Below are 12423 nucleotides of genomic sequence, written 5' to 3' on the forward strand. Positions count from 1 at the left end.
CAGGCTGCTACCGAGCCCGGACCTGCGGCGTCCCGCGAGGTGGGACGGGTGCTCCCGGGCCCTCGGGCGCCCGGTAGCGTGGGAGGCACCATGAACGCATCGCCCCTGGCCGCTGAGCCCCTCCCCGCCGCCCAGCACCGGACCGCGGACGAGCGCACCCTGCTCGTCAAGGTGTTCGGCAAGGACCGTCCCGGCATCACCGCCGGCCTCTTCACGACGCTGGCCGGTTTCGGCGTCGACGTCATCGACATCGAGCAGGTCGTCACCCGTGGGCGCATCACGCTGTGCGCCCTGGTCACCCCGCCCACCGCACCCGGCGCCGAGGGCGGGCTGCGGGCCACCGTCCACCGCTGGGCCGACGAGCAGAAGCTCCAGGCCGAGATCCTCTCCGGCATCGGTGACAACCGGCCGCGCCGTGAGGGCCGTTCGCACGTCACGGTGCTCGGCAACCCGCTGACCGCCGCCGCCGTCTCCGCGCTCACCTCCCGGATCACCGCCTCGGACGGCAACATCGACCGTGTCTTCCGGCTCGCCAAGTACCCGGTGACGGCGGTCGAGCTGGCCGTCTCCGGTGTGGCCACCGACGAGCTGCGGGCCGCGCTGGCCCAGGAGGCGGCCACCCAGCGGGTGGACGTCGCGGTGGTCGCCGCCGGTCTGGAGCGCCGGGCCAAGCGCCTGGTGGTCATGGACGTCGACTCCACGCTGATCCAGGACGAGGTGATCGAGCTGTTCGCCGCCCACGCGGGCTGCGAGGAGGAGGTCGCCGCGGTGACGGCGGCGGCGATGCGCGGGGAGCTGGACTTCGCCGAGTCGCTGCGGGCCCGGGTGGCGCTGCTGGCCGGGCTGGACGCCTCGGTGACCGAGAAGGTGCGCGCCGAGGTCCGCTTCACGCCGGGCGCGCGCACCCTGATCCGTACGCTCCAGCGCCTCGGCTACCAGGTCGCGGTGGTGTCCGGCGGCTTCACCCAGGTCACCGACCACCTGGTGGAGCAGCTGGGGCTGGACTTCGCGGCCGCGAACACCCTGGAGGTGGTGGACGGCCGGTTCACCGGCCGGGTGGTCGGCGAGATCGTGGACCGGGCGGGCAAGGCCCGCTGGCTGGCCCGCTTCGCCGAGCAGGCGAAGGTGCCGCTGGAGCAGACGGTGGCGATCGGCGACGGCGCCAACGACCTGGACATGCTGAACGCGGCCGGCCTCGGGGTGGCGTTCAACGCCAAGCCGGTGGTGCGGGAGGCCGCCGACACCGCGGTGAACGTGCCGTTCCTGGACACCGTGCTGTACCTGCTGGGCATCACCCGCGAGGAGGTCGAGGCCGCCGACGCGCTGCACGGCACCCCGACCGAGTAGGGCCCGCCCGACGGCCGATGGAGTGAGGCGGCCGCCCGGAGAGGGCCTGTGGACGTACCAGAGGGGCGCGCGGATTCGATCCGCGCGCCCCTCGTGTACGGTCCCGCGGTCAGTCCTGCGGCGTGTGGTACGAGACCAGCTGGGCCACGCCCGGCTCGACGCCCTTCCAGGAGCCGCTGAAGCTGAGCACCGCGACCGCCGCCGTCGGGAAGCCCCCGAGGCGCAGCCGCTCCAGCGCGTCCGGATCGCCCGCGTCCCCGGCCAGCACCTGGGTCAGCCCCAGCACGCCCGGGTTGTGGCCGACCAGCACCACGTCCGCGTACTCCTCCGGGGTCTCCTGGAGGACGGCGATGATCTCCCCGGGGCTGGCCTCGTAGACCCGCTCCTCGTACACCGTCCGGAGCGGCCGCTGCGGCAGCTCGTGCACTGCCAGCTTCCAGGTCTCACGGGCGCGCAGCGCGGTCGAGCAGAGCACGTAGTCGGGGCTGATGCCGGAGTCGACCAGCCAGCGGCCGGCGTCCGGGGCCTGGTGACGGCCCCGGTCGGCCAGCGGCCGGTCGTGGTCGTCCACGCCGTTCGGCCAGTCGGCCTTGGCATGGCGGAGAACGATGATCCTGCGGGGCGTGTCGGCGCTCATACCCAGCAAGCTTGGCAGAAAAGCGGCCCGGCGGCGCGATGCCCCGGGATGCCGCCACTCCGAGGGACGACCCGTGTCACCATGCCCCGTTCACCGGGGCGTCAGCCGGCGTACGGCCGTCCGTCAGCCCATCGTGGCGGCGACGGTGGCGATGATCGACACCAGCACCGCGATGGCGGCGAAGGCGAGGGCGATGCGGCCGAGCTGCTTGCGGCCGTCGGTGGGGTTGGGATCGAGAACGGGCATGTCCGGAAGTCTCCCACTCCGAACACGCCCGCCGTCCGCCGACCCCGCCCCCTTGGCCGGGTCTTGACCCGCCCGTCGGGGCCCGGCCCTCCCCCGCGCGTCCTCACACCCCCGGCGGGGGCGTCACGCCGCGGCCCGCTCCGCCGGGTGCACCGCCTCGTCCTCGATGTGCCGGGCCCGCGCCGCGCGCAGGCCGAACAGCATCTGCGGCACCAGCAGCAGCGACAGGAAGCCCAGCGGCCAGTACCACTCGCCGGTGGCCCCGTAGAGCCAGCCGACCAGGATCGGGCCCGGGATGGACACCAGGTAGCCGATGCCCTGGGCGAAGGCGGAGAGCTGCGCGACCCCGCCCGCGGACCGGGCCCGCAGTCCGATCATGGTCAGCACCAGCGGGAAGGCGCAGTTGGACAGGCCCAGCAGGACCGCCCAGAGCCAGGCGCCCCCGGCCGGGGCGATCGCCAGACCGGCGTACCCGGCGATGCCGCAGCAGGCCAGCAGCACCACGAACAGCCGCTGGTCGCCGCGGCGGGCGGCCAGGTTGGGCAGCACGAAGGAGACCGGCACGCCGATCACCATGGTGACCGCGAGCAGCACGCCGGTGGTGCCCTCGCCGATGCCGGCGTCCTGGAAGATCTGCGACATCCAGCCCATGACCACGTACGCGCCGGTGGCCTGGAGGCCGAAGTACCCGGCCAGCGCCCAGGCGGTCCGGCTGCGGGTGATCGGCAGCCGGACGGGGGCGGCGGCACCGCCGGCCCGCTCGCCGCGCTCCCGCTTGGCGATCAGCACGAACAGCCAGAGCACCAGGGCGAGCGCCCCCAGGACGGCCCAGACGCCCAGGCCGTAGCGCCAGTCGCCGCCGAGCGACTTGGTCAGCGGCACGGTGACGGCGGCGGCCAGCGCGGTGCCGGCGGACAGCGCCATCGAGTAGAGGCCGATCATCGGCCCGACCCGGTCCGGGAAGTACCGCTTGATCACCACCGGCAGCAGCACGTTGGAGACCGCCACCCCGGCCAGGGCGAGGGCGGTGAGCAGCAGGAACACGGCGGTGCCGCCGGCGAACGAGCGGGCCAGCACGCCCGCCGTGATGGCGCCCATGCCCGCCGTGACGACCGCGATCGGACCGATCCGACGGGCCGCCGCGGGCGCGGCGAAGCCGAACAGCCCGAAGCAGAGCGACGGGACGGCGGTGAGCAGCCCGGCGAGCGTCGGGTTCATCCCGAGGTCGTCGCGGACCTGCTTGAGCAGCGGCCCGAGGCTGGTGACCACGGGGCGCAGGTTGAAGGCGGCGGCGGCGATCGCGACGGCGAACAGCACGCCGAGGTACTTGGCGGAGCCGGAGGCGGCGGGCCGCTCTTCGGTCGGCGGCCGGCTCTCGGTCCGGGAGGAAGCGGTGGTGTCTGCTGCGGGCATAGAGAGCATCATAGAATGATGGGATGAATTGATGCACCTTGGAATTGGCATGATGTGCCGACCGTTCATCCACCGGCCACCTCCCACCCAGGCCCCACCCGAGCCGTAGCCGCAAGGAGTCCCCCGTGGCGCTGTCCTCGCCGAGGCGCACCCCGCTGTCCGACCAGGTGATCGCACAGCTGCGTGCCCAGATCACTTCCGGGGAGTGGCCGGTCGGCTCGCGCATCCCCACCGAGGCCGCCCTGGTCGAACAGCTCGGCGTCGCCCGCAACACCGTCCGCGAGGCCGTCCGCGCCCTCGCCCACAACGGGCTGCTCGACATCCGCCAGGGCTCCGGCACGTACGTGCTGGCCACCAGCGAGCTGGCCGGCGTGATGCACCGCCGCTTCGCCGACGCCGGCCAGGACCAGGTCGCCGAGCTGCGGGCGGCCCTGGAGACCTCCGCCGCCGGCCTCGCCGCCCACCGCCGCACCCCGCGCGACCTGGAGCTCCTGGACGGCGCCCTGGCCCGCCGGGAGGCCGCCTGGCACTCCGGCGACGCCGAGGACTTCGTCCAGGCCGACGCCGCCTTCCACCAGGCCGTGGTGGCCGCCGCCCACAACGACGTCCTGCTCGCCGTCTACGCCGACCTCGGCGAGGTCACCCGCGAGCACCTGCGGCACGACGTCGGCCCCGAGCTGATCGCCGAGCGCTACATCGGCCACCACACCATCCTGGAGGCCATCCGGGACGGCGACGCCCAGCGCGCCTCCGTCGAGGCCGGCCGCGCCATCGGCGCCTGCGGCACCGCGGACGTCTGACCGCGCCGGCGTCCACCCGGAACGCCGCTGCCCGGCACCCCCGCGAGGGAGGGCCGGGCAGCGGCGTACGGGCGGAGCGTCAGGCGCCGATGGCGTGCAGACCGCCGTCGACGTGGATGATCTCGCCGGTGGTCTTCGGGAACCAGTCCGACAGCAGCGCGACGATGCCGCGGCCGGCCGGCTCCGGGTCGCTCAGGTCCCACTTCAGCGGGGAGCGGTGGTTCCAGGTGTCGGCCAGGTCGCCGAAGCCCGGGATGGACTTGGCGGCCATCGAGCCGATCGGACCGGCCGAGATCAGGTTGCAGCGGATGTCCCGGTCGCCCAGGTAGCGCGCCAGGTAGCGGTTGGTCGACTCCAGGGCAGCCTTGGCCGGGCCCATCCAGTCGTACTGCGGCCAGGCGTACTGCGCGTCGAAGGTCAGGCCGACCACCGAACCGCCGTCCTGCATCAGCGGCAGCAGCGCCGTGGTCAGCGACTTCAGCGAGTACGCCGAGACGTGCATCGCGGTGGCCACGGACTCCCACGGGGTGTCCAGGAAGTTGCCGCCCAGCGCGTCCTGCGGGGCGAAGCCGATCGAGTGGACGATGCCGTCCAGGGTCGGCAGGTGCTCGCGGACCTGGTCGGCGATGCCGGCCAGCTGCTCCGGGTTGGAGACGTCCAGCTCCAGCACCTTGACCGGCTTCGGCAGCTTCCGGGCGATCCGCTCGGTCAGGCTCGGGCGCGGGAAGGCGGTGAGGATGATCTCCGCGCCCTGCTCCTGCGCGAGCTTGGCGGTGTGGAAGGCGATGGAGGACTCCATCAGCACACCGGTGATCAGGATCCGCTTGCCTTCGAGGATTCCACTCATGATCAGTGACCCATGCCCAATCCGCCGTCGACGGGAATGACGGCTCCAGTGATGTACGCGGCCTCGTCCGACCCGAGGAACCGCACGGTGGAGGCGACCTCTGCGGGCGCCGCGTAGCGGCCCAGCGGCACGCCCGCGACGATCTCCGCGCGGCGCTCGTCACTGAGCACGGCGGTCATGTCGGTGTCGACGAAGCCGGGGGCGACCACGTTGACGGTGATGTTGCGCGGGCCGAGCTCGCGCGCCAGCGACCGGGCGAAGCCGACCAGGCCGGCCTTGGAGGCGGCGTAGTTGGCCTGGCCCGGGGAGCCGGACAGGCCCACCACGGACGAGATCAGCACGACGCGGCCCTTCCTGGCGCGCATCATCAGCTTGGACGCGCGCTTGACCACCCGGAAGGTGCCGGTCAGGTTGGTGTCCACGACGGAGGTGAAGTCCTCCTCGGACATGCGCAGCATCAGCGTGTCCTTGGTGATGCCCGCGTTGGCGACCAGCACCTCGACCGCGCCGTGCTTCTGCTCGATCTCGGTGAAGGCGGCGTCGACCTGCCCGGCGTCCGTGATGTCGCAGCGCACCGCGAGGACGTCGTACTTGGCCAGCGCCTCGGGCACCTCGCCCGAGCGGCTGGTGATGGCCACCTTGTCGCCCGCTTCGGCGAAGGCCTGGGCGATCGCGAGGCCGATGCCCCGGTTTCCTCCGGTGACGAGAACCGAGCGGCTCAACGATCCACCTCTCTCCGTGAGTGAGCGCGTACGTCGGAATGCGTACGCAGTGTGACGCTATCGGGCGGTCGGCGACGGCGGCGCATCGGTCTCCCACAGCGCCGCCCCGGCGGATCTGTCGCAATCCGACAATCCGTACCCGTCCGTGCCGTCCCGGCGACGGAGACCGCCCAGGCCCGGGCGCTGCCCGGATCGGGGCGACTGTACGGGAACAACACGGGCGGGCGCACCCGTTGCCCCCGTGGTGCGGGGCCGGCCCGGGACCGGCCGTACCGATCCCCGACCATCCCGGCGAGCGACGAAGGCAGAGCGGATGACCAAGGCACGGCCCGGGAGCACCCACCGACGCGGACGACTGCTGGCCCTCACCGCCCTGGCGGCCGGCCTGGGCGCGACCGCGTGGTCGCTGCGCGACCTGCCGGCGGCGTTCGGGCGACGGCCGGACGGCGAGCGCGAGGAGCGGGTGCGCAACTCCCCGCAGTACCGCGACGGCGTCTTCCACAACGCGCCCTCCGCGCTCGCCCGCGCCACCGGCGCCACCGGCTTCGACGGCGCCACCGCCCGCCGGATGCTGTTCGAGCGGGCCGGCCGCGTCCCCGCCCACCCGGTGCCGACCGTCCGCCCCGCCACCCCGCCCGGGCCGGCCGCCGAGGGCGTGGAGGTCACCTGGTACGGGCACGCCTCCGCGCTGGTGGAGATCGAGGGCTTCCGGGTGCTGCTCGACCCGGTCTGGAGCGACCGCTGCTCCCCCGCCGCGCACGTCGGCCCCAAGCGGCTGCACCCGGTGCCGGTCGGGCTGGAGGAGCTGCCCCAGGTCGACGCGGTGCTGATCTCGCACGACCACTACGACCACCTGGACATGGCGACGGTCAAGCGCCTGGTGCGCAGCCAGTCCGCGCCCTTCGCGGTGCCGCTCGGCATCGGCGCCCACCTGCGCCGCTGGGGCGTCCCCGAGCACCGGATCATCGAACTGGACTGGGACGAGACCTGCACCCTGGGCGACCTGGTGCTCACCCTGACCGCGGCGCACCACTTCTCCGGCCGCGGGCTGACCCGCAACACCACCCTGTGGGGCTCCTGGGTGATCGCCGGCCCGAAGCGCAAGGTCTTCTACACCGGCGACTCCGGCTACTTCGAGGGCTACGCCCGGATCGGCGCGCAGCACGGCCCGTTCGACGCCGCGCTGGTCCAGATCGGCGCCTACGACGCGGCCTGGGCGGACATCCACATGACCCCCGAGGACGCCGTCCTCGCGCACCGGGACCTGACCGCCGGCCTGCTGGTGCCGGTCCACTGGTGCACCTTCAACCTGGGCCTGCACCCGTGGGCCGAGCCGATCGAACGACTGGTGAAGGCCGCCAAGGAGCAGGCCGTCCCGCTGGCCGTGCCGCGCCCCGGCGAGCGGGTCGACGTCGACAACCCGCCGGAGCTGGACGGCTGGTGGGAGACCGTCGGCTGACGGCCCGGGCCCGAGGGCCGCGGAGCCGGGCACCGGAGGCCGGACCGGACGGTCCCTCACTGCGGCGCACCGGTCGAAATGCGCTGGCCGGAAACCCGGTGGACGGGAAATGATGCGGTGCGGGCGCCCCTGTGGCGCCGCACCGCCACCCTCCGCGACCTGGGAGCCCGATTGCCTCCGATCCCTCCGGCCGATCGCTCCGGTGCCCCGCACGGGCGCGCCGTCGACCCGGCGTTCCTCGCCCTGCCGCTGCGGCCCCTCGCCGACGCCGCCCTCGCCCGCGCCCGCGAACTGGGCGCGAGCCACGCCGACTTCCGCCTGGAGCGGATCCGCAGCGCCTCCTGGCGGCTGCGCGACGCGCGCCCGGCCGGCACCTCCGACAGCGTGCAGCTCGGTTTCGCCGTCCGGGTGGTGCTGGAGGGCGCCTGGGGCTTCGCCGCCGGTGTCGACCTCACCCCCGACGCGGCGGCCCGGGTCGCCGAGCAGGCCGTCGCGGTGGCCCGCCTCTCCGGCGGGATCAGCCGGGCGGCCGGCTCCACCGAGCGGGTCGAGCTGGCCGCCGAGCCGGTCCACCGGGACGTCACCTGGGTCTCCGCGTACGAGGTCAACCCCTTCGAGGTGCCGGACGCCGAGAAGACCGCGCTGCTCGCCGAGCGCAGCTCCCGGCTGCTGGCCGCCGAGGGCGTCTCGCACGTCCAGGCGGCCCTGCGGACCGTCCAGGAGAACAAGTTCTACGCGGACACCGCCGGCACGGTGACCACCCAGCAGCGGATCCGGGTGCACTCCGACCTGGAGGCCACCTCGGTCGACGAGCGCACCGGCGCCTTCGACTCGATGACGACCCTGGCCCCGCCGGTCGGCCGCGGCTACGAGTACGTCACCGGCACCGGCTGGGACTGGGACGCCGAACTCGCCGAACTGCCCGTCCTGCTGGCCGAGAAGATGCGGGCCCCGAGCGTCGAGGCCGGCCGCTACGACCTGGTGATCGACCCGACCAACCTCTGGCTGACCATCCACGAGTCGATCGGCCACGCCACCGAACTGGACCGCGCGCTCGGCTACGAGGCCGCCTACGCCGGCACCTCCTTCGCCACCTTCGACCAGCTCGGCTCGCTGAAGTACGGCTCCGAGCTGATGCACGTCACCGGCGACCGCACCGCCGAGCACGGCCTGTCCACCATCGGCTACGACGACGAGGGCGTGGCCACCCAGTCCTGGGACCTGGTCAGGGACGGCGTCCTGGTCGGCTACCAGCTCGACCGCCGCATCGCCGCGCTGAAGGGCTTCGAGCGCTCCAACGGCTGCGCCTTCGCCGACTCCCCCGCACACGTCCCGGTGCAGCGGATGGCCAACGTCTCGCTCCGGCCGGCCGCCGACGGCCCGGACACCGCGGGCCTGGTCGGCCAGGTCGAGAACGGCCTCTACATCGTCGGCGACCGTTCCTGGTCGATCGACCAGCAGAGGTACAACTTCCAGTTCACCGGGCAGCGCGCCTACGCCATCAAGAACGGCGAACTCGCGGGCCAGGTCAAGGACTTCGCCTACCAGGCCACCACCACCGACTTCTGGGGCTCGATGGCGGCGGTCGGCGGCCCGCAGACCTACTTCCTCGGCGGCGCCTTCAACTGCGGCAAGGCGCAGCCCGGTCAGATCGCGGCGGTCAGCCACGGCTGCCCGTCGGCGCTGTTCCGCAACGTCAACGTGCTCAACACCCAGCAGGAGGCGGGTCACTGATGACCGCGAAGCAGCCCCACGAACTCGTCGAGCTGGCGCTCGGCCTCTCCCGCGCCGACGGCTGCGTGGTGATCGCCGACGAGGAGTCCACCGCCAACCTGCGCTGGGCCGGCAACGCCCTGACCACCAACGGCGTCACCCGCGGCCGCCGCCTCACCGTGATCGCCACCGTGGCCGGCGCCGAGGGCACCGCCTCCGGCGTGGTCTCCCGCGAGGCCGTCACCGCGGCGGAGGTGGAGGGCCTGGTACGGGCCGCCGAGGAGGCCGCCCGCGCGGCCGGACCGGCCGAGGACGCCCAGCCGCTGATCGCCGGCGGGCCCTCCTCGCCGGACTTCACCGAGCCGCCCGCACTGACCTCCATCGAGGTGTTCGACGCCTTCGGCCCGGCCCTCGGCGAGGCCTTCGCCCGCGCCGCGGCCCAGGGCCAGCTCCTGTACGGCTTCGCCCGGCACGAGATGACCTCCAGCTACCTGGGCAGCTCCACCGGCCTGCGGCTGCGCCACGACCAGCCCACCGGCATGGTCGAGATCAACGCCAAGACCGCCGACCTCTCCAGCTCCGCCTGGGTGGGCGCCTCCACCCGGGACTTCGCCGACGTCGACGTCGCCGGCCTGCACACCGAGCTGACCAGGCGGCTCGGCTGGGGCGCCCGCAAGGTGGACCTGCCCGCCGGGCGGTACGAGGCGCTGCTGCCGCCCTCGGCCGTCGCCGACCTGCTGATCGTCCTCAACTGGTCCTCCGGCGGCCGGGACGCCCAGGAGGGCCGGACGGTCTTCTCCAAGCCCGGCGGAGGCACCCGGATCGGCGACAAGCTCAGCGCCCTGCCGCTGACCCTGCGCTCCGACCCGCGCGAACCCGGCCTGGAGGCCGCGCCGTTCGTGCTCACCCACTCCTCCGGCGGGGACTACTCGGTCTTCGACAACGGCCAGCCGATCACCGCCACCGAGTGGATCCGCGAGGGCGTGCTGAACGACCTGGTCACCACCCGCCACGCGGCCGCCCTCACCGGCCTGCCGCTGCGCCCGGCGATCGACAACCTCGTACTGGAGACGGCCGACCAGGAGTCCGCGCCGACGCTGGACGAGATGATCGCCCGCACCGAGCGCGGCCTGCTGCTCACCTGCCTCTGGTACATCCGCGAGGTGGACCCGGCGACGCTGCTGCTCACCGGGCTCACCCGGGACGGCGTCTACCTGGTGGAGAACGGCGAGGTCGTCGGCGAGGTCAACAACTTCCGGTTCAACGAGTCCCCGGTGGACCTGCTGAACCGGATCACCGAGGTGGGCCGCACCGAACGCTGCCTGCCCCGCGAGTGGAGCGACAACGTCACCCGCACCGCGATGCCACCCGTGCGTGTCACGGACTTCAACATGAGTTCGGTCAGCCAGGCCTCTTAGCCGCTGACCGACGGGGGATACGAGAGACATGATGGACGAGAAGCGCCTGGTCAGGTCGAGCAAGATGCTGTCGCGGATCCTGCGGCACGAGCCCGGGCTGGCGGGGGTCGCGCTGGACGCGTCCGGCTGGGTCCGGGTCGACGAGCTGCTCGCCGGGCTCGCCGCCCGGGGCCGGCCGCTCACCCGGGCCGAGCTGGACCACGTCGTGGCGACCAACAACAAGCGCCGCTTCGGCTACTCGCCGGACGGTCTCTCGATCCGCGCCAACCAGGGCCACACGGTGGCGGTCGACCTCGGCCTGACCGCCACCGTGCCGCCGCCCGTGCTCTACCACGGCACCGCCGACCGGCACCTGGCGGCGATCTTCCGCGAGGGCCTGCGCCCGATGGCCCGCCAGGACGTCCACCTCTCGGCGGACACCGGGACGGCCACCGGGGTCGGCGCCCGGCACGGCCGTCCGGTGGTGCTGACCGTGAACGCGGCGGCGATGACGGCGGCCGGCCACGAGTTCCGGCTCAGCGAGAACGGCGTCTGGCTCACCGACGCCGTTCCCCCGCGGTACCTCTCCCGCCGCTCCTAGGGCCTGTCTTCAAACTCCCGTCGTCCGCCCGGAGGGCGGGCGGGGCGGCGTTGGGGTGCGTGCATCGCAAGGCGGAGGAGGGAGCCACTGCGGAGCATTGGCGACCGACGACAACGCGGCGAGGTGCGTGCCCCGGCGTCGGCCCGCAGACGCGAGTTTGAAGACAGGCCCTAGAGCCGCACCGCACCGCCGAGGGCCTGTCCGCTCCGCCGGACAGGCCCTTCGCGTACCCGACCGGGTGGGTGCGGCCCACCCGGTCTCGTCGCCGGGTGCGCCCGGGCGTACCGTGAGGAGGCCGCGCGGCCAGGCGCGCGGGTGCGCGACGAGGGCGGTAGGACACATGGGCAAGAGCGCCGACGACGGGCAGGTCTTCCGGATCACGGGGGCGCGCAGCAGCCTCACCGAGGACGTCCGGGGACGCCAGCGCCGCTACGTCATCTCGATGCTGCTCCGCACGGTCTGCGTGCTGCTCGCGGTGGTGCTGTGGGACGTCCAGCGCTGGCTGGCGTTCGCGGCGCTGGCGGGCGCCGTCCTGCTGCCGTACTTCGCGGTGCTGATCGCCAACGCGGGCCGGGAGCGGGCCCCGGGGCTGCCGAGCACCTTCGACATCCCGCTGGACACCCCGCTGATGCTCGGCCCCGGTGGGACGGGTGGGGCTGGTGCGAAGGCTGGTACAGGAGAGGCAAAGGCCGTTCCCACCGATCCTTCACAGGACGTGGACTGACCGTCCGTTTCATGCCGCTTCACCCCCGTCCGGCTCAGCGAAAGCTCAAAAGAAGCTCAGATTAATCATGCAAGACCTCCCCATCCGAGGGTCTTGGCGTGACATACTGCGTACGCGCTCCGCATCCCCCGTCGGAGCGACGGACCGACGCCGGGCGGCTCCCCCCGTGGCTGCCCGGCGTCGCCATGCCCGGATCCGGTCGGCCCGGACGGGCGTGACAGACTGGCGGTGCAGACCCACCCGCCAATCGTTGAGGACGGCCCGATGGACACCCCGCAGACGCCGATCTGCTCCGCCAAGGGCTGCCGGACGGACGCCGGCTGGGTGCTGGTGTGGAACAACCCCAAGCTGCACACCCCGGACCGCCGCAAGACCTGGCTCGCCTGCGACGGGCACCGCGAGCACCTGTCCCAGTTCCTCTCGGTGCGCGGCTTCCTCAAGGAGGTCGTCGCCTTCGCCGACTGGACCCCCGAGCCCGCCGAGGGCTCCGGGAAGCCGGCCTAGCGCCTGCCCGACC

General features: G+C 73.4%; 13 protein-coding genes. 8 read left to right on the forward strand and 5 right to left on the reverse strand.

What is annotated here, in order from left to right; genetic code table 11:
• Nucleotides 1-90 precede the first annotated feature (90 nt).
• The gene (gene serB / locus AMK13_RS07405) at nucleotides 91-1347 is read left to right on the forward strand and encodes a phosphoserine phosphatase SerB (RefSeq protein WP_049652099.1); all 1257 of its coding nucleotides are present in this window, start codon (nucleotides 91-93) and stop codon (nucleotides 1345-1347) included.
• Between the two features lie 109 nt (nucleotides 1348-1456).
• Here serB and AMK13_RS07410 read toward each other — a convergent pair whose 3' ends face one another.
• The 3 genes from AMK13_RS07410 to AMK13_RS07415 form a co-directional block, all read right to left on the reverse strand.
• Nucleotides 1457-1984: a SixA phosphatase family protein gene (locus tag AMK13_RS07410; protein WP_049652098.1), complete on the reverse strand. Its 528-nt coding sequence runs from the start codon at nucleotides 1982-1984 to the stop codon at nucleotides 1457-1459.
• Nucleotides 1985-2107: 123 nt separating this feature from the next.
• Nucleotides 2108-2230, reverse strand: coding sequence for an SGM_5486 family transporter-associated protein (locus tag AMK13_RS45785; protein ID WP_255357429.1), 123 nt, complete (start codon nucleotides 2228-2230; stop codon nucleotides 2108-2110).
• Nucleotides 2231-2353: 123 nt separating this feature from the next.
• Nucleotides 2354-3652: a CynX/NimT family MFS transporter gene (locus tag AMK13_RS07415; RefSeq protein WP_074002094.1), complete on the reverse strand. Its 1299-nt coding sequence runs from the start codon at nucleotides 3650-3652 to the stop codon at nucleotides 2354-2356.
• A 116-nt stretch (nucleotides 3653-3768) separates the two neighbouring features.
• Between AMK13_RS07415 and AMK13_RS07420 the strand changes: the two genes are divergently transcribed.
• A complete protein-coding gene (locus AMK13_RS07420; RefSeq protein WP_074001597.1) occupies nucleotides 3769-4443 on the forward strand; it encodes a FadR/GntR family transcriptional regulator in 675 nt (224 codons plus the stop codon).
• Between the two features lie 79 nt (nucleotides 4444-4522).
• Here the strand turns inward: AMK13_RS07420 and fabI are convergent, their stop codons facing one another.
• A complete protein-coding gene (fabI, locus tag AMK13_RS07425) occupies nucleotides 4523-5290 on the reverse strand; it encodes an enoyl-ACP reductase FabI (RefSeq protein ID WP_049652095.1) in 768 nt (255 codons plus the stop codon).
• Between the two features lie 2 nt (nucleotides 5291-5292).
• Nucleotides 5293-6012, reverse strand: coding sequence for a 3-oxoacyl-[acyl-carrier-protein] reductase (gene fabG / locus AMK13_RS07430; RefSeq protein ID WP_049652094.1), 720 nt, complete (start codon nucleotides 6010-6012; stop codon nucleotides 5293-5295).
• Between the two features lie 313 nt (nucleotides 6013-6325).
• Between fabG and AMK13_RS07435 the strand changes: the two genes are divergently transcribed.
• From AMK13_RS07435 to AMK13_RS07460, 6 genes are all read left to right on the forward strand, one after another.
• On the forward strand, nucleotides 6326-7471 hold the full coding sequence (locus tag AMK13_RS07435) for an MBL fold metallo-hydrolase (protein WP_074001598.1): 1146 nt from the start codon (nucleotides 6326-6328) through the stop codon (nucleotides 7469-7471).
• 180 nt (nucleotides 7472-7651) lie between these two features.
• Nucleotides 7652-9205, forward strand: coding sequence for a TldD/PmbA family protein (locus AMK13_RS07440; RefSeq protein ID WP_074002095.1), 1554 nt, complete (start codon nucleotides 7652-7654; stop codon nucleotides 9203-9205).
• Entirely contained in the window at nucleotides 9205-10602 is a 1398-nt protein-coding gene (locus tag AMK13_RS07445; RefSeq protein ID WP_074001599.1) for a metallopeptidase TldD-related protein, read from the forward strand. Before AMK13_RS07440 ends, AMK13_RS07445 begins: the two co-directional genes overlap by 1 nt.
• 31 nt (nucleotides 10603-10633) lie before the next feature.
• A complete protein-coding gene (locus AMK13_RS07450) occupies nucleotides 10634-11182 on the forward strand; it encodes an RNA 2'-phosphotransferase (protein WP_074002096.1) in 549 nt (182 codons plus the stop codon).
• 340 nt (nucleotides 11183-11522) lie between these two features.
• Nucleotides 11523-11906, forward strand: coding sequence for a DUF3099 domain-containing protein (locus AMK13_RS07455; protein WP_049653522.1), 384 nt, complete (start codon nucleotides 11523-11525; stop codon nucleotides 11904-11906).
• A gap of 264 nt (nucleotides 11907-12170) precedes the next feature.
• Nucleotides 12171-12410, forward strand: coding sequence for a hypothetical protein (locus AMK13_RS07460; RefSeq protein ID WP_049653520.1), 240 nt, complete (start codon nucleotides 12171-12173; stop codon nucleotides 12408-12410).
• Nucleotides 12411-12423 lie beyond the last annotated feature (13 nt).

Source organism: Streptomyces sp. CB02056 (genome assembly GCF_001905545.1).
Classification (GTDB): Bacteria; Actinomycetota; Actinomycetes; order Streptomycetales; family Streptomycetaceae; genus Kitasatospora.